We start from the raw sequence: 17,562 nt of genomic DNA on the forward strand, positions 1-17,562 counted from the left end.
CAACAGGTTTGGTTGCTTATGCATGCTCGTAGACTGCACCACGCAAAGCTGCAGAAACTCAAACAAGCAAGTCGTCGTTTTGATAGGGAATTTCTGTCGGAGCCGATTATTCATAAGCGTGTACTATGAGTACGCGCTATCTTAGCCTAATATGACCAGAAACAGCCCGATTCTGTTTTTGCGCTGAATCTTGTCCGAATCTGCTGAGCGGCGGTATCCGGCATTTTTCAACTCTTTGACTTGTACCCCCGGAGAGAGTCGAACTCTCGCTGTCAGATTGAAAGTCTGGTGTCCTAACCGTTAGACGACGGGGGCGAACGTGCCCATGATACCCGCACCCTATGGACACCAGGCAAGCCTGGTGTGCCGTCCGCTGGTCAGTGGTCCTCCTGGTCCAGCTCCTGGTCGCGCCGGTGGAAGAGCTCCATCTGTTCGCGGATCCAGACACGTTCCGCAGGGTTGATGTCGGCGGATTCCAGGTACTTCTGGTAGACGGGGTAGAAGGCTCGCAGGATCGGGTAGATGGCGTAGAGGGTGTGCTCGGGCTTCTGCTCCCGGGTGTGCTGAGGGTGGGCGTCGAAGGTGTTTTTGAAGCGCTGCATGTAGTGGCGGAAGGATGTGAAAGAGGTGTCCATCCGGCGGGCGCTGATGCCCACATTCATGTCCTTGCAATAGACCGTCTTGAACCCCTGGTCGATCAAGTGCAAAGAGATATCGACATCTTCGTGCATGATGTCCTCCTTGTCCCTGCAGACCTGGTTGCGTATGGCCCGCCAGGCCGTGGCGCGCAGGGCCATGTTGGAACCGTATAGCAGGTATTGCCCGTCGTCCGCCCGGTAGATGGCCCGGCGAATGGTGTTGTCGCCCTTGAGCCCGATCCGCTTGCCCGGCATGTCGTAATAAGCCACTGGCCCGGTGGCGCCCATGGCCTTTGGATCCCGGGTGAAGATGCCGGAGACCACTTCGACCCAGTTGGGACGAAGCATGCAGTCGGCATCGATCCGGCCCAACACGTCGCCGGTTGCCCGGTCAAGTCCGTAGTTGCGGGTGGGGATCAACCCCTGCTCGCTGTCCTGGCGGAGGAGCTTGACATGCTGGTCAGGGTGCTGATCGATGAATTGTTCGACGATGGAGGCCGTTGCGTCCGTGGAGCGGTTGTCGACTACCAGCACCTCCTTGGGCGCCTGGCTCTGCCTGGTGGCGTTCAGGAGGCAGTCCTCAATTCGTTCTTCTTCATTCCAGGCGGGTATGACTATGGAAACGGTCAACATACCCCTCAGGATACGTGTGCCCGGATACACCGTCGGCTCAACCTGTGCCCTACAGCCAGCCATGTCAGCCATCTTGGGATAATGGAACATATGGCCAACGAGCAAAAGCAGCGCTTCGATTTCGCGACGGTCTTCCCGCCCAAGGGGGATCCGCGCCGACCTCCGGAATGGTTCGGCCGCGCCCTCCTCTATGTAGTGATAGCTGTCTTTCTGGCCTGGTTCGCCTACGCATCCTGGTGGAAAATCGAATTCCTGGTGTTGGACGTGGTGATTGCCATCTTCGTCTCCCTGGCCATGGAGCCCCTGGTGCTCAGGCTGGTCAGGCATGGCTGGCGGCGGGGAGCAGCCTCGGCGGTCACCCTGATAGGCCTGATAATCATTGTGATTGTCCTCATGGGCATGTTCGGCAATCTGCTGGTCCAGCAGGTCATCGGCATGGCCAACGGCTTGCCGGCCCTCTATGAGCAGGTGGCGGAATTCATCGCCAGCCGCACCCCCTGGCACCTGCCGGCCATGCAGGATCTGGGCGGGGAGATCGTCAAGAACATTCAGACATCCTGGGTGACCGACTTCGCTGGGCAGGCCTTGACCACCACCGTGGGGCTGGCGGGGTCCTTCATCAATATCATGACCGTTCTGCTGGTCATCTACTACATTTCCGCAGCAGGCCCCAAGCTGCGCCGCAGCCTTTGCCAGTGGCTGGCTCCCAGGAGCCAGCGCCGTTTCCTCTTCGTTTGGACCATCGCCCAGGATCAGATCTCCAGCTTCCTGTTCAGCAGAACCATTCTGGCGCTCATCTCCGCAGCCTGCATGTCGGTCTTCCTGGTCATTCTCAAGGTGCCCTATTGGCTGCCGCTGGCCCTCTTCTGCGGGCTGGTATCCCAGTTCGTGCCCACCATCGGCACCTACATAGGCGGGGCCGTTCCCATAGTGGTGGCCTGGGGGAGCCGCGGACTGCTGGTGGCTGTTATTGTGCTGGTCTACATCATCATCTACCAGCAAATTGAAAACATGATCCTGGCTCCCAAGATCTCCCAGCGGACCATGGACCTCAATCCAGCCATCGCCTTCCTCTCTGTACTGGCCCTGGGCGCGGTCTTCGGCGCTTTGGGCGCCTTCCTTGCTCTGCCTCTGGCGGCCAGCTTCCAGGCCATATTCTCGGCTTCGGTCAAGCATTACGAGCTGATCGACTCCCCGCTCATGCAGGATCCCAAGCCGGTCGGCAAGTCCAAGGTGGTCGAGGGTGTCGAGGCCTTCAACGAGCACGTGGTTCAGCCGGTGGCCAGCCATGTGGGCAGCCGGTCGGCCAAGGGGACCAGTGCCAGGGTTCGAGTGGACGATCCTGTCATGACCATTGCCAGCCAGCTCTACCCGACATCCTCACCGACGGCCAAGGACCTGGACGAGTCAGCCACGGTGCCCATACCCAAGTCCGCCTCGGCCCCAGTAAGGCACAGGCCGCTCAGGGGTACCGAGACCGGGGACGATGCCCCCGAGGTGGAGGACAACCCCCGCAAGGAGTGGCGCTGATGGCTCTGCTCAAAGTATTGGACGTACTGATGGTGCTGCTGGGCGGGGTGGGCATCGTCTACCAGGCCATCTGCATCGTCATCTCCTTCGTCTCCAAGCCGGTGGTCTTTCCTGATGCTCCCTTCGACAAGCGGTTCGCCGTCCTTATTTCCGCTCGCAACGAGGAGCAGGTGGTTGGTCATCTGATCAACTCCATCAAGGAGCAGACCTATCCATTCTCCATGGTCGACATATGGCTGGTGGCTGACAACTGCACTGACAATACCGCTGGGCTGGCCAGATCCCTGGGCTGCCATGTGGTCGAGCGGCAGGACCCGGCCCGGGTGGGCAAGGGCTACGCTCTGACCTTCCTGCTGGAGCAGATACTCGATCGGGGTCTTGATTTCCGCTATGATGCCTATTTCGTCTTCGATGCGGACAACATCCTGGACCGCCATTACATAGAAGAGATGAACAAAGCCTTCCAGTCCGGTTTCCGCATACTGACCAGCTACCGCAACTCGGTCAACTTCTCGGACAACTGGGTCTCCTCCGGCTCAGCCCTATGGTTCATTCGTGAATCCCGGTTCCTCAACACCTCAAGGATGGTCATCGGCTCCAGCTGTCACGTGGGCGGTACCGGGTTCATGTTCTCCAGGGAGGTTATGGAACGCAACAACGGCTGGAAGTTCCACCTGCTGACCGAGGATCTGGAGTTCACCATGGATTCGGTTCTACACGGCGAGCGCATCGGTTATTGCGGCACAGCCATCCTCTATGACGAGCAGCCGGTCACCTTCAAGCAGAGCTGGCGGCAGCGGTTGCGTTGGAGCAAGGGCTTTCTTCAGGTCTTCCGTTACTACGGGCCCGCCCTGATTTCCCGGGCCTTCCGTGAACGCGACTTCTCGGCCGTGGACTTGACCATCCTGATCTGCCCGCTGACCGTCCTTGGTTTGGTCCGCTGCTTCTTCGGTCTGCTCTTCCCGGCTCTGGGCTTCGTGACCTGGACCAGTCAGGTGACCAGTCTGATCGATGGCATAGCGGCTGGGATTCTGGGCGTCCTGGCCATGATGGGCCTGGCTGCCCTGACCGTGCTGGCCGAGCGGGACAAGATCGGCGCATCCAACAAGGAGCTTTTTGCTTACTGCCTGAGCTTCCCCATCTTCATGCTCAGCTACGTGCCTATCTCCTTCCAGGCCATTTTTGCCAATCCGGGATGGAAGCCCATCGAGCATTCAGGGCATTAAGGACAGTAGTCCCTCAATCGACAGCGAAATGGGGATAGGCTAGACTTAAGGCCATGTCCGACGAAGCGCAAGCAACCAGCATGATCGCCCAGACGGCAGTGGTCCCTCCGCCAGATCCGCAGGCAGCGGTTTCTATCCGCGCCTTGGTCAAATGCTATCAGGGTCGGCCTGCTGTCAACGCCCTCTCTCTGGACATTCCCAAGGGGTCCTTTTACGGGATAGTCGGCCCCAATGGTGCAGGGAAGACCACAACGCTGAACATGATGACCGGACTTCTGGTGCCCGACTCCGGCAATGTCATGATCCTGGGCAGGGACGTATGGTCGGACGTGGACACGGCCAAGCGCATCATCGGCGTCATGCCCCAGAGCGATCAGATCTTCGACAGGCTGACGGGTCTGCAACTGCTGGTTTACTCGGGCATGCTTCGACGGATGCCGCGCGGTGAGGCGCTGGGCCGGTCCAGGGACCTGCTTGACGCCTTCGATCTGACTGATGCTGGCGGCAAGCGGGTCTGTGATTATTCGTCGGGCATGCTCAAGAAGATCTGCCTGGCAACAGCCATGATTCATTCCCCTAGGCTTCTGGTGCTGGATGAGCCCTTCGAATCAGTTGACCCGGTCTCTAGCGCCAATCTCAAAGACATCCTTGCCGAGTATATCGATACCGGAGGAACAGTGGTCATTTCCTCGCATGTCATGGCCCTGGTGGAGCGGATGTGCACCCATGTGGCCATCATCAACCATGGTCTGGTTCGGGCAGACGGCACGGTGGCCCAGGTCGCTGCCGGCGAGGATCTGGAGGATCGCTTCCTGGAGCTTGTCGGCGGCCGTCACCAGGCTAAAAGAATCGCCTGGCTGAACGGCTCCGGGTCCGAGGAGGGCCAGGAGACGGAATGAACGCGGCATTCACCATCATCGCCATGCGCTGGTCCATTACCTGGGGAACCATCAAGCACTCCTCCTGGCAGATGGTAGGCGCCATCATCAGCCTGCTCATGATCATAGGCATCTGCCTGGCCTCGTGGCAGGCTGCGCTGTCGTTGGGAGGCTGGATGCTCAGTGCCGGTCTGGACGACCAGCAGCGTATGGGAACCATATTGGTCCTGTTCCTGGTCGGGCTGACTCTGGGTGTAATCCTGATTCAACTGGCTTTTCTGGGCCAGGGGTCGATCCTGAGCCCTTCGCGATTCGTCCTTTACGGGATTCCTGACGTCCAGCTGCAGGTGGGGCTCTACCTGGCCGGGCTGACCGGGCCTGCGGGATTCACTGGTATTATCTGCTTCCTGGCTCTGACGGCCATCTATGTCCGCATGGGTGTCGGAGCCGCGATCGTGGCTTTGATCGCAGCCCTGCTGGCTGTCATGGTGGTGCTGGCCTTGTCCCGGGCCGTTTTGGACCTGGTCGGTACCCTGATGGTCTCCCGGCGCACCCGATCCGGGCTCTATCTGCTGGTCACCGTGGTAAGCATGCTTTTGTGCACGCTGCCCTCTCTGCTGGGCAGCGGGATTATGGATGGCACGGCAGTCGACATTGATTCCCTGAAGTCCGTGGCCGACATACTGGCCTGGACGCCACTGGGCGCCGCTGTCCGCCTGCCGGAGGATTTCCTCTCGGGATCATGGTGGGCTCTGGTCGGACGTCTGTGCATGGAGCTGGCCACCCTGACTCTCTGCTTCATGATCGGCATGCTGTGCCTGCGTCATGACCGTTTGCATGCTGGGGCGAGTGCTGAACGGTCGGCTGCCCCCAAGGGGCTGGGGATGCTGGGCCGGTCTCGGGACGTTGTGGATGCTATGGCTGCGCGATTGCTGATCTATCTTCGTCAGGACTCTCGCAAGCTTATTAGCTATCCGCTTCTGCTGGTCGTGGTGATTTTATACGCAATAATCTTCCGTCAGATGCCCATGATGCTATGGCTGGGACCGGTATTGGGTGCCCTGATTCTGGAGATTCCCGAGGGCAACGCCTTGGCCTACGAAGGGCTTGCCCTGCGCATGGAGATAGCGGCGGGAGTGAAGGGTCGTGAGGACCGGCTGTCCCGTGTCCGCAGCCATCTGAGCGTGGCCATGCCTTGCATACTCCTGCTCGGGCTGGTGACTTTGGCCTTCTCCGGCGCAATGAAGGGCGGACGAAATCTGGTCATCTCCCTGGATATGCTGGCTGTGACCGTGGGATTGCTCCTGTCTGGACTGGGAGTAGCCCAGGTCTTCTCGGCCTTGCTCATCTATCCGGTGCCCTCCATGGATCAGCCCTTCACCTCACCGCAGGGACGTGCTGTTGCCCAAGGCTTCCTGCCAATGCTGCAGTTGTTGGTTAGTCTGGTGATCATGCTGCCCACTTTCTCGGTGGCATCGTTGGCCTTGACCATGGGCGGGATGCTTCCCATCTGGCTGCCCCTGCCGGTCGCACTGGCGAACGGTCTGATTGTGCTTGCTGTGGGTGTCGCTTTAGGGTCCCGGATCTTCGATCGTCGACAGTCGGCCATTCTGCTGACTCTGGATCGCTATGCCGCTTTGCAGTCCTGAGACAGTGGAAGGGCCAGTACTAGGCTAGTTGGATGGTGCCTACCGATCCGAACTCGGTTGGCGAAGGCAAGTCCGGGAGTGAGCAATTGGGTGACAGACATCAGCTGCGCATGACACGTCGTCGGCGGATCAAGCGACGCTGGCGGGTGGCTTTGGCCACGCTGGTGGCTGTCATGCTGGTCGTCGGCTATGCATGCATGGACCTGACCGACCTGGTGCCCGGACCGCTGACCCTGGCTAAGACCAGCCATTCTTCGGTCCCCCCTGCAGTCATGGTAGGAGAGCCGCCGACTCTCGCCGCCGACAAGCCTGGGTCTACTGTGGATGCCAGCCAGGTCCAGCAGCTAGTCGATGCCTTCACCAGCGCACCTGGCTTGGGTAATGGGTACTCGTTGGTCATACGACAGGCTGACGGACGGGTGCTGGCCCAGAAAAACGCGGACCAGGCACGCCAGCCAGCCTCCACTATGAAGACCCTGACCGCAGCCGCAGCCGCCTCTGTTCTGGACATGTCCTCACACTTGGACACTGAGGCGGTTCTGGATTCCTCTACCCCCTCGCAGGCAATGCTGACCCTGCGCGGTCACGGCGATATGCTCCTGGGGGTAGGCAAAGACGACCCCCTGCATGTCAATGGCCGGGCCGGACTAGGGACTCTGGCCGAGGAGACGGCTCAGGCTCTGCACCGGCAGGGGATCGACCGAGTGTCCCTGGCTTACCAGGACACGCTTTTCGGCGACGATCAGGAGCCGGAGGGAATTGCAGAAAATAATCCTGACGGGATCTACTTCCAGGTGCCTGTCTCCATGGCTGTGGATGAGGCTCGGCAGGGACGGGCTGAGCCTGTTGCCTATCCGGATGCAGGGGTCTACTTGCCCAGGGTCGAAAACCCGGCGGGGGCCGCTGCAGTATCCTTCGCCAGCAGCCTGATGGAGGCCGGGATCCAGGTGGACAATGCCCAGGGGCCGGATCGGACTGACCACGCCCGGGGTAGGGTTCTGGCCCGTGTCCACTCAGCGCGGCTCAGTGAGGTTATGTCGCTTATGCTGCGCAACTCCGACAACAGTCTGGCCGAGCTTTTCGGCCGCCTGACCGCTCTGGCTCTGAACATGCCCAACAGCCCAGCCGGTGCTGTGAAAGCTGTTATCAGCACACTGAACAAGCTGGGCGTGGACACCGCAGGACTCAAGATGGCCGACTGCTCGGGGCTTACCCCCGGCTCCGTCCTGCGGGTGGGCACCTTGGCTGACGTCCAGCAACTGGCGCTTGCGGACAAGGGTTTGACCCCCCTGGTCAAGGGCCTGTCTGTAGTGGGTCTGACCGGCACAGCTGCCAGCCGAAAGGTGGATGACCAGGCTGATGGACTGATTCGGGCCAAGACCGGTACTCTGGATCAGGTCACTTCGCTCACGGGCAATGTGATTCGTCGCTCTGGTGGTGTTTTGGTCTTTGCTGTGGTCGTCAACGATCCCGAGGATGCGGCTGCTGCCCGACAGGCTGTGGACACTCTGGTCGGATCCCTGGATCGGATTTGAGCAGGAAGAAGCCTGAACCATGGTCTATTCAGCGGCAATGAAAAAGGCAGTGGGGCTCCTGCGTTCGAACCTGGACCGTGAGGGCCTGGGCCTGCAGGATAGGCGGTTCGCCCATCACGGGGTGCACAGGCCCGATCCGGATGCCCCGCTGATTCTGGTGGCCTGCTCGGGAGGCCGGGATTCCTTGGCCCTGGCCTATGTGGCCCACCTGGTGGCTGATATGACCGGGCTGCGGTGCGGCGCCCTGCTGATCGATCATGGTCTGGTGCCTGATTCGGATCGGATCGCCGAACGCGCGGCTGGAACCTGCCGGGAGCTGGGATTGGATCCGGTCCGCGTCACCAGAGTGGATGTGCCTGTTACTACGGCTGGTCTTGAGGCTGACGCCCGTGCAGCCCGCTACCGGGCCCTCTCTGGGCAGGCCCTCAAGTTTGGCGCCAGGGCCGTCCTTCTGGCGCACACCCGTGACGATCAGGCCGAAACGGTGCTGATTGGCCTGATTCGCTCCCAGGGGTTGGAGGCCATCACCGGCATGGCCCGGCGTGTAGAGCGTGGAGGAATGCGCTACCTGCGCCCATTCCTGGACCTGGATCGAAAGGACACTACGGCCATTTGCCGCCAGAAAGGGATTCACTGGTGGGACGACCCCACCAACGGTGATGATCAGCCGGACGGCTCCACGCTTCCCGAGACGCTGCCGCTGCGCTCGCGGATCCGCCATGACCTGCTGCCAGCCTTGAATCGCTTCGCTGGCCGGGACATGGTTCGCCGTCTGGCACTGGGCGCGGATATGGCCCGTCTTGATCAGGATTACCTGGACACCCAGGTGGATGGGCTGTGCCAGCGGCTAGTCGCCCGCCCTGACTTGGACCAGAGAGCCAAGGGGGTGCTGGCCTGCTTGGATGCCCACGGATTGGCCGACTGTCACCCGGCTCTGCGCACCCGCCTGCTGGCCCAGGTGCTGACCAAGCTGCGCATACGGTTCACGGCCGTGCAGGTCCGGGCCCTGGATGATCTGGTCTGCCGATGGCACGGCCAGCAGGGCCCTCGCTTTCCCAGCTCCCATACAGCAATCCGTAAGGGTCAAGTCATTCTCATATGCAATGATGGAGACCATGCGCATCGCTGATATTCAATCCCATATCGACCATGAACTGGTGTCCAAGGAACGGATAGAGGAGCTGGTCAACCGGACGGCCGAGCAGATCAGCCGGGATTACCAGGGTAAGAACCCGATCATGCTGGCCGTGCTCAAGGGGGCTTTCAATACGCTTGCCGCCCTCTCACAGGCCGTCACCATACCGGTGCAGATCGAGTTCATGAGCATTTCCAGCTATCCGGCAGGCAAGACCAGCGTTTCCAAGGGGGACCTGGACATCAGGATGGATCTGGATTGCGATGTGCGCGGACGGCATATTCTGATCGTTGAGGATATTATCGATTCCGGCTACACCTTGCACTGGCTGGTTGAGCATCTCAAGGAGCGAGGAGCTGCATCGGTGGAGATCTTCACCCTGCTGGACAAGACCTCGCGGCACGAGGTCGAGGTGGATGTCAAGTATCCAGGATTCGCCATACCCGACGAATTCGTTGTGGGCTTCGGACTGGATTACGAGGAGCAGTACCGTAATCTTGACTCGATAGCCGTACTCAGGTCCGAGGAATACATGGACCCGACCCAGGAACAGGATCATCAGGATCAGGGGGAGCAGTCATGAGCTACTCGCAGGGACCGCAGCAGGGTCCGCCCAATAGAGGCAGGGACAACGGGGACAAGGGCAACAACCCCTTCAACTTCAACTTGGGCAACAACGGATCCGGCCCCAACGGGGGCAACCGTTCCTTCTGGCGTTCCCCCTGGCTCTGGGGGATTCTGGCCGTGGTCATCATCCTGGCCATCTTCGGCTTCTTCAGCAGCCAGAACGGCGCCCAGACCATCGACACCCAGGATGGCCTAGAGCTGCTGAACGACCGCAGCAGCATGGTCAAGAAGGCCGAGATCACCGAGAAGATGCAGGTCGTCGAGCTCAAGCTCAACAGCGACTTCGTCAAGGATGTACCCGGCTTCCGCGGCAACCGCAGCTCCAAGAACTTCGGCAAGGACGTGCAGTTCTACTATGTGGAGGCCCAGGGGGAGCAGGTGGTCAAAGCCGTCGAGAAGGCCAAGCCCGCCGAGGGGTACAACTCAGTGGTGCCGCAGACCAGCATGATGAGCTACCTGATCTCTTCCATCCTGCCCATGCTGATCATTCTGGGGGTCTTCTGGTTCCTGCTCTCACGCATGTCCTCGGCGGCAGGCGGCGGCATGTTCGGCATGGGCGGCAAGAAGAACTCCGCCCGGCTCAACGACGGGCAGACCCCTAAGACCAAGTTCTCGGATGTGGCCGGCGAGGAGGCCGCTGTCCAGGAGGTGGAGGAGATCAAGGAGTTCCTCAAGGATCCCTCCAAGTACAAGGCCCTGGGTGCCCGCATACCCCGTGGCGTCCTGCTCTATGGTCCCCCTGGAACCGGCAAGACCCTGCTGGCCAGGGCCATCGCCGGCGAGGCCAGCGTACCCTTCTACTCCATGGCAGGCTCCGACTTCGTCGAGATGTTCGTCGGTCTGGGCGCCTCCCGAGTGCGTGACCTGTTCGACGAGGCCAAGAAGAATGCGCCGGCCATCATCTTCATCGATGAGATCGATGCAGTGGGCGGCAAGCGCGGCTCCGGCATGAGCGGCGGTCACGATGAGCGTGAGCAGACTCTGAATCAGCTGCTGGTCGAGATGGACGGCTTCGACAACGATACGAACCTGATCATCATTGCAGCCACCAACCGTCCAGACATCCTGGATCCGGCCTTGCTCAGGCCCGGCCGGTTCGATCGTCAGGTGGCCGTGGAGGCCCCAGACCTGGAAGGCCGCGAGGCCATCCTCAAGGTCCACGCCAAGGGCAAGCCCTTTGTGCCGGATGTGGACCTGCACACTGTGGCCGTGCGCACGCCCGGCTTCACCGGCGCCGACCTGGCCAACGTGCTCAATGAGGCGGCTCTGCTGACTGCGCGTTCCAACGCCCAGCTGATTGACAACCGGGCCATCGACGAGGCCATTGACCGTGTGCTGAGCGGACCTCGGCGGCGGACCAAGGGCATGGCCCTGGCCGAGATGCGCAACACCGCCTATCACGAGGGCGGCCACGCTATGGTTGCTGCGGCCCTGCACCACACCGATCCGGTCACCAAGGTGACCATTCTGCCGCGTGGACGGGCCTTGGGCTACACTGCGGTCATGCCTACCACAGACCGCTACTCGCAGTCCCGCAACGAACTGCTGGACCAGATGGCCTACGCTATGGGCGGTCGCGTGGCAGAGGAGGTGGTCTTCCACGACCCGACCACAGGCGCTTCCAACGACATCGAAAAGGCCACCAGCATCGCCCGGCAGATGGTCCTGCAGTATGGGTTCTCATCCAAGTTGGGAGCCATCAAGTGGGCTGACGAGAATGACCAGGATTCCGGGCTTGATGCCCTGAAGCCCCACAACTATTCGGAGAAAACCGCAGAGGCCATCGATCAGGAAGTTCACAATCTTATCGAGACGGCCCACCAAGAGGCCTGGCAGATCATCACCGAGAACCGTGACGTGCTGGACGAGCTCGTTCGACAGCTGCTGGTCAAAGAGACCCTGAACAAGGACGAACTGGCTGCGGTCTTCGCTGGCTTGCGCAAGGCTCCGGAGCGTCAGCTCTGGTTGTCTGCGCCGGATCGGCCGGACTCTGAGCAGCCACCCGTGGAGATTCCTGAGGAGCTCAGGCGCAGCGTGAATGGTTCGTCCGCAACGGACCAGCACTGAATTCTGGATCGGCTCGGTGTCCTGCATATGGTCCCGAGGGCGTGCGGCGGTAAATGTTCTAAGGCAAGGGAGGAGCATACATCATGGATTCCATCCGTTTGAGCTCCATCAAGGTCGCACCCCTGCATGGTCAGCAGAAGCCTGGGTTCGGCTACCAGGTCGATGCCGTCCTCTACCTGGATTTGAGTGAGGCAGGCAGGCTCAACGACGGCACTCAAACAGTGGACTATGTGCAGATTGTCCGTCGGATCGTCAACCTGATCCAAAACGAGTCGCCTGATGAGATTCTGGAATCCCTGACTGCCAAGGTGGCTGATGCCATCCTGCTCTCCCACCAGATACGCCGCACCCGGGTTACGGTCACCCGTCTGGGCGCCGACCAGGGAACAGGGGTCGATTTTCAGGTGGGCGTCACCTTGGAGCGTGCGGCCGACGATCAGGTGGAAGGCAACCCGGCCAGCATGGAATCTGGACGAGTTAGCGGCGGGGGGAATGCAGCTCTAGGGCATCCCTCATTCCTGCTGTCTGGTCAGGCCGATTCTGGCCATGCGGCGCAGGCCCGGCTGCGTCACCCCTTGACCTCCTCTACAGAGAACAGTCTGTCCTCGGGTCCGGAGAATGATAACGAAGCTTTCAGCCGGCCGACTGTTGAAAGAGCCAAGCCGCAGGGCCTTCCGATGCGTGATGTAATTGCGCTGGAGGGAGCATCGGGAACAGATCGGTTGGCCATGCTTCGTGCTCTTGCAGCTCTGGACGGAATCCCCGGCAGTCAGTTGGTCGGCATCTCGCCTCTATATGCCTACCGGGATGATCAGGGGGATCAGCGTCTGTCGGCTGTGGTTATCCTGCAGACGCCGCTGAATCTGGAGGAGCTGCAGTCGGCTCTAGACATGGTGGCCGCTCCTATCAGGCAGATGGGCGGCTTGGATGCCGATGTGGTGGAGGTGGAGACTCTGGATGGTTCTGTTCTGTCTTCCCAGGACCGTCCGCCTCTGCTGACCGCTGATGCTCCAGCGCGCGTTTTGATTCCCTGGGCCTATTTGGAGCCTGAATACTGCCTGCTTGGTGCTGGCGGATCCTGTCTGGCCAGCCTGGCCAACCGTGCTCCTGACCGTGATCGCATCAGCCTGGTCTCGGAGGACTGGATTCTGGACGGTCTGTCATGAGGGCCCGCCGCACACCGCTCGTGCACTACCTGGTCGCCCTGATCCTTGGGCTGATTGGAGGTGCCGGTATCTCGGAACTGGGCATGTCCACCAGGACGGACCTCATGGGGGTTCCCTGGCTGGTCAGCGTATTGCTCTTCCTGCTTGGGGTGGCCATCCTGATCATGGCCTTCCAGGTGCATCGCTACGCCAGGGGAGACCGCAAGGAGATGGATTTGCGCTTCGCGGTCAATGTGCTGATCATGAGCAAGGCCTTGGGCGTTGCCTGTGCCGCTCTGTTGGGCTGGTACGGCAGTCAGGCTCTGATCAGCATGGGCCATGCAGGCGCGCCCTATTACACACGGGTCATGCAGGAGTGCCTGGTAGCATCCCTGGTCTGTCTTATCAATGTGGTAGCCGGGGCCGTGGGGGAGTGGCTCTGTCAACTGCCGCCGAATGACGGACCTGAGAATACCGACCGGCGAAAGTCCTCACAAAGACCCATGGCCGATGCAGCCGATACTGTTGACAGGGCGGAGACAAAGGCCGATGCCAGTGAGAATCATGCTGATCAGCGTCTAAGGCCGTCGCTAAGAAATTCCTGAAGACGGTCGGTCGCTGCCGACCATGCTGCTAACCCTGTGCTTTTTGAAAAATACGCGATGACCTGGTGGCCGTTCAGTCTTTAGGCACCCTGATCATGGCCTCCTGAACCATGAAGGCAGCTAGGTCACCCTGGCGGTTGTAGACCTTGGCCATGCATAGGTTGCGTCCGTGGTCGGCTACTGGGGACTCCTGAATAAAGCAGTGCCAGTCGCAGGGATTCAGGTCCTGATACCACCACATGGCATGGTCGATGGAGGCGAAGGAAATCCCCGGGGTAGTCATGCTCAGCCCGGCACGGCGCAGGGCAGGCTCCATCATGATCTGATCGCATTCCATGGCCAGCAGCGCTCGGCGCATCAGCGGGTCCAGGTCGGCTCTTCCCTGGGTGCGGCTCCAAACGGCCTGACGACCCCTGTCGTCGTTCTTGGAATCCCCGGGTACTGCGTCATCTGCATCATCCAACAGGACCGTGCCGCCAACATGACGCATGTCGAAGGGGCTCCGATGGGCGTAGTAGTCCGCGAAGGGGGACTTGTCAGCATAGGGTTCCATCAGCTCTCGTGAACCAGGCAGGTCCTCCGGATCAGGCAGTCCCGTCGGCATGGGGTCGTCATAGCGGACGCCCTCCTGGCCGACCTGCTGATAGGAGAGCAGGGCGTTTAGGAGGGTCCGTTCCCCCTGGTGCAGATCAACTCGTCGGGAGGAGAAGGAACGGCCGTCACGGATGGTCTCCACTTCCGCCTGAACGTCTTCATTCAGGAGTCCGGTGCGCAGGTAATAGGCGTGCATCGAGTGAGGTAGTCGGCCCTGGGGCGCGGTCCGCCCACCGGCCATGATGGCCTGACCCAGCAGCTGGCCACCATAGAGGCGTCCCGTGGGAAAGTCCAACGATTTTCCAAGGAAACGGGAACGGCCATCGGCGGGCTGCTGCTTCTGCAGGTTCAGCCCAGCGATGGCCTGGGCCAGTGCTTCATCCTCGGTGCTCATGCTTCTCCTCGGCCCCCGATTCCCAGTGGCGTATTTCGTTCAGCGAGTCAGCTTGCGGTGGATTCGGTGGGGCCTGGAGGCCTCCTCGCCCAGACGCTTGACCTTGTTCTCCTGGTAGGCCTGGAAGTTGCCCGCGAACCAATACCAGGAGGCCGGATTCTCGTCCGTGCCCTCCCAGGCCAGGATATGGGTGGCGATACGGTCCAAGAACCAGCGGTCGTGGGAGATGACCACAGCGCAGCCGGGAAAGGCCAGCAGGGCGTTTTCCAGACTTTCCAGGGTCTCCACGTCCAGATCGTTGGTGGGCTCGTCCAGCAGGAGAAGGTTGCCGCCCTGCTTGAGGGTGAGTGCCAGATTCAGCCTGTTGCGCTCTCCGCCGGAAAGAACTCCGGCCGGCTTCTGCTGATCCGAGCCCTTGAAGCCGAAGGAGGCTACGTAGGCGCGGGTGGGCACCTCAACGCCTCCGACCTCGATGAAGTCCAGCCCCCCGGAGACTACCTCCCAGAGGTTCTTGCTGGGGTCGATGCCCTCGCGGTTCTGATCCACGTAGGAAATCTTGACCGTGTCGCCGACCTCCAAGGAGCCCGATGTCAGCGGCTCCAGTCCCACGATGGTCTTGAAGAGCGTGGACTTGCCCACTCCATTGGGGCCGATGACGCCCACAATGCCGTTTCGAGGCAGAGTGAAGCTCAGATCGTCGATCAGGACACGGTCGCCAAAGGCCTTGTGGATGTGCTCAGCCTCCAGCACCTTGGAGCCCAGACGAGGACCCGGCGGAATCTGGATCTCGGAGAAGTCCAGCTTCTTGTTGTTCCGGGCCTCGTTCTCCATCTGCTCGTAGCGCTCCAGGCGGGCTTTGTTCTTGGCCTGCCGGGCTTTGGGGGATGAGCGGACCCACTCCAGTTCGGTATTGAGCCGCTTGGCCAGCTTGGCATCCTTCTGTCCTTGGACTTCTAGACGCTTGGCTTTGGTCTCCAAATAGGTGGAGTAGTTGCCCTGGTAAGGGTAGAGGTGGCCACGGTCCACCTCGCAAATCCATTCGGCCACATTGTCAAGGAAGTACCGGTCGTGGGTCACGGCTAGGACGGCGCCCTTGTAGGTGTGCAGATACTGTTCCAGCCAGAGGATGGACTCGGCGTCCAAGTGGTTGGTGGGCTCGTCGAGCAGCAGTAGATCGGGGGCTTCCAGCAATAGCCGGCATAAAGCCACCCGGCGGCGTTCGCCTCCCGAGATGACCGAGACCGGGGTGTCCGGGTCGGGGCACTGCAGAGCATCCATGGCCTGGTCCAGCTGGGAGTCAAGGTCCCAGCCGTTGGCGGCATCAATTTGCTCCTGAAGCTGGCCCATCTCGGTCATGAGAGCGTCGTAATCAGCGTTGGGGTCGGCCATCTGCTCGCCGATCTGGTTGAAGCGGTCCACCTTGCTCATGATGTCGCCGAAGGCCATGCGAATGTTCTCGCCCACGGTCTTGTTCTCGTCCAGAGGCGGTTCCTGCTGCAGGATGCCTACCGTATAGCCGGGGGTGAGCTGAGCCTCGCCGTTGCTGACCGTGTCCAGGCCGGCCATGATCCGCAGCAGGGTGGACTTGCCCATGCCGTTGGGGCCCACCACGCCAATCTTGGCGCCGGGCAGGAAACTCAGGGTCACGTCGTCGAGGATGACGCGGTCGCCGAAGGACTTGCGCGCCTTGATCATCTGATAAATGAATTCGGCCAAGAAGCTACCTCACAGAACCATGAAAAGCCAATGCAAACTGTATTCATGGTAGTGGGAACTTCTGACTTATGCGCCGGGCTGATAGGCAGGGCCAGGCAGACGTATGGCCGCCTATAGGCAGGATCTATGGCCAGACCCTGGTCCCGCGCTCACAGTCGGGGTAGCCTTGAGTGGACGTTCCCGCCCGGCATGCGCAGGTCAAGGAACGCTGCGATCCGGCCTGTCTGCAGCACGACCGGGCGTTTTGCTGTGTGCATGAATCAGGAAGACCGGTCGATGTGCCGGCGGATCGGAGTTGACTATGACGACGCGAACAAGCGTTGGAGACAAAAGAGCACAGCGTGCGGGCCATGCCCTTGCTTGGAAGCCGCTGGATATCGCTGTTGGCGCTGGTCTGGGCGCGGTTGCCGGACTGATCTACTGGGCCGCCAGTCTGCTGGCCTCCTGGATATTTCCGCTGATGACCGCTCTTCTGCCGGGCATGGCAGCCCTTTTGCACGGCATTTTCTACTTTCCTTGCACGCTGTCTCTGCTGATAATCCGCAAACCCGGGGCCGCGGTCTACGTGGGGATCATCAGCGTACTGGTGGAGATCCTGCCAGGCAACGCCTACACTGGGCCCATGATTTTCGTGCAGGCCCTATTGGAGGCCCTTTGCGCCGAGCTTGCTTTCGGTATCTTTCGCTATCGGCGTTGGAGTCTGGGAACCACTCTGTTGGGCGGACTGCTGATCGCTCTGGTCTACAACGCCTTCCTCTTGGCCTTCTATTACCAGGGCGTCGCCTTCCTCAGCCCCCGAGGGCTGGTCGGCACGGCATGCGAGATCATCAGCGGTCTGTTCTTCGCTGGACTGGTCAGCTGGCTGCTCTTCAAGGCCATTGTCAGGACCGGAGCCTTGGATCGCCTGGCTTCCGGGCATGATTTGCATGTCGCCCGATCAGGTATCTGAGGGCTGGCGCAGTCGCAGTCCGACACAACCGGGAGGCGGTATGAGTCCTGGCATTTGCTAGGATGGAACAGCTGCTTGTCGGCTTGGGGCCTTAGCTCAGTCGGTTAGAGCAAACGACTCATAATCGTTCGGTCCAGGGTTCAAGCCCCTGAGGCCCCACCACCAAGCAACCCCCTGAAACCGGTCGGGTTCCAGGGGGTTGCATCAACGGCCGAATCCAGGCCATGACGTTTTTCTTCGT

At 60.8% G+C, this 17,562-nt stretch carries 14 protein-coding genes and 2 tRNA genes; 12 read left to right on the forward strand and 4 right to left on the reverse strand.

The window, feature by feature from the left end:
- Window positions 1-243: 243 nt before the first annotated feature.
- Together J3T93_RS01020 and J3T93_RS01025 are read right to left on the reverse strand one after the other, a co-directional pair.
- Window positions 244-315 (reverse strand) — tRNA-Glu (locus J3T93_RS01020).
- 62 nt (window positions 316-377) lie between these two features.
- A complete protein-coding gene (locus J3T93_RS01025) occupies window positions 378-1,271 on the reverse strand; it encodes a glycosyltransferase (RefSeq protein ID WP_267430197.1) in 894 nt (297 codons plus the stop codon).
- A 90-nt stretch (window positions 1,272-1,361) separates the two neighbouring features.
- Here J3T93_RS01025 and J3T93_RS01030 point away from each other — a divergent pair, with 90 nt between their 5' ends.
- The 10 genes from J3T93_RS01030 (at window position 1,362) to J3T93_RS01075 (ending at window position 13,668) form a co-directional block, all read left to right on the forward strand.
- On the forward strand, window positions 1,362-2,801 hold the full coding sequence (locus tag J3T93_RS01030; RefSeq protein WP_267430198.1) for an AI-2E family transporter: 1,440 nt from the start codon (window positions 1,362-1,364) through the stop codon (window positions 2,799-2,801).
- Window positions 2,801-4,027, forward strand: a complete 1,227-nt coding sequence (locus J3T93_RS01035; protein ID WP_267430199.1) for a glycosyltransferase family 2 protein — start codon at window positions 2,801-2,803, stop codon at window positions 4,025-4,027. Before J3T93_RS01030 ends, J3T93_RS01035 begins: the two co-directional genes overlap by 1 nt.
- Before the next feature lie 53 nt (window positions 4,028-4,080).
- A complete protein-coding gene (locus J3T93_RS01040; RefSeq protein ID WP_267430200.1) occupies window positions 4,081-4,926 on the forward strand; it encodes an ABC transporter ATP-binding protein in 846 nt (281 codons plus the stop codon).
- Complete coding sequence (locus J3T93_RS01045; RefSeq protein ID WP_267430201.1) at window positions 4,923-6,554, forward strand: hypothetical protein; 1,632 nt, start codon at window positions 4,923-4,925, stop codon at window positions 6,552-6,554. Before J3T93_RS01040 ends, J3T93_RS01045 begins: the two co-directional genes overlap by 4 nt.
- A gap of 110 nt (window positions 6,555-6,664) precedes the next feature.
- On the forward strand, window positions 6,665-8,089 hold the full coding sequence (locus tag J3T93_RS01050; protein WP_267430202.1) for a D-alanyl-D-alanine carboxypeptidase/D-alanyl-D-alanine-endopeptidase: 1,425 nt from the start codon (window positions 6,665-6,667) through the stop codon (window positions 8,087-8,089).
- 19 nt (window positions 8,090-8,108) lie between these two features.
- Complete coding sequence (gene tilS / locus J3T93_RS01055) at window positions 8,109-9,218, forward strand: tRNA lysidine(34) synthetase TilS (RefSeq protein ID WP_267430203.1); 1,110 nt, start codon at window positions 8,109-8,111, stop codon at window positions 9,216-9,218.
- Window positions 9,205-9,807 (forward strand): hypoxanthine phosphoribosyltransferase, encoded by a 603-nt coding sequence (gene hpt, locus J3T93_RS01060; RefSeq protein WP_267430204.1) that lies wholly within the window; start codon window positions 9,205-9,207, stop codon window positions 9,805-9,807. Before tilS ends, hpt begins: the two co-directional genes overlap by 14 nt.
- Window positions 9,804-11,918, forward strand: a complete 2,115-nt coding sequence (gene ftsH, locus J3T93_RS01065; RefSeq protein ID WP_267430205.1) for an ATP-dependent zinc metalloprotease FtsH — start codon at window positions 9,804-9,806, stop codon at window positions 11,916-11,918. The genes hpt and ftsH overlap by 4 nt, the downstream gene beginning before the upstream one ends.
- A gap of 83 nt (window positions 11,919-12,001) precedes the next feature.
- Window positions 12,002-13,084 carry a dihydroneopterin aldolase gene (locus J3T93_RS01070; protein ID WP_267430206.1) on the forward strand — a complete coding sequence of 361 codons (1,083 nt, stop codon included), beginning with the start codon at window positions 12,002-12,004 and terminating at the stop codon, window positions 13,082-13,084.
- On the forward strand, window positions 13,081-13,668 hold the full coding sequence (locus J3T93_RS01075; protein WP_267430207.1) for a DUF3180 domain-containing protein: 588 nt from the start codon (window positions 13,081-13,083) through the stop codon (window positions 13,666-13,668). Before J3T93_RS01070 ends, J3T93_RS01075 begins: the two co-directional genes overlap by 4 nt.
- Before the next feature lie 73 nt (window positions 13,669-13,741).
- On the opposite strand, the gene J3T93_RS01080 is transcribed toward J3T93_RS01075, so the two are convergent.
- Window positions 13,742-14,656 (reverse strand): acyl-CoA thioesterase, encoded by a 915-nt coding sequence (locus J3T93_RS01080; protein ID WP_267399534.1) that lies wholly within the window; start codon window positions 14,654-14,656, stop codon window positions 13,742-13,744.
- Between the two features lie 39 nt (window positions 14,657-14,695).
- Entirely contained in the window at window positions 14,696-16,372 is a 1,677-nt protein-coding gene (ettA, locus tag J3T93_RS01085) for an energy-dependent translational throttle protein EttA (RefSeq protein ID WP_267430208.1), read from the reverse strand.
- A 301-nt stretch (window positions 16,373-16,673) separates the two neighbouring features.
- On the opposite strand from ettA, the gene J3T93_RS01090 reads away from it, so the two are divergent.
- Together J3T93_RS01090 and J3T93_RS01095 are read left to right on the forward strand one after the other, a co-directional pair.
- A complete protein-coding gene (locus J3T93_RS01090) occupies window positions 16,674-17,321 on the forward strand; it encodes an ECF transporter S component (protein ID WP_267430209.1) in 648 nt (215 codons plus the stop codon).
- Window positions 17,322-17,406: 85 nt separating this feature from the next.
- A tRNA-Ile gene (locus tag J3T93_RS01095) sits at window positions 17,407-17,483 on the forward strand.
- The last annotated feature ends 79 nt before the right edge of the window (window positions 17,484-17,562 follow it).

The sequence above is a fragment of the Bifidobacterium sp. B4111 genome, from assembly GCF_026537235.1.
Taxonomy (GTDB): Bacteria; Actinomycetota; Actinomycetes; order Actinomycetales; family Bifidobacteriaceae; genus Bombiscardovia.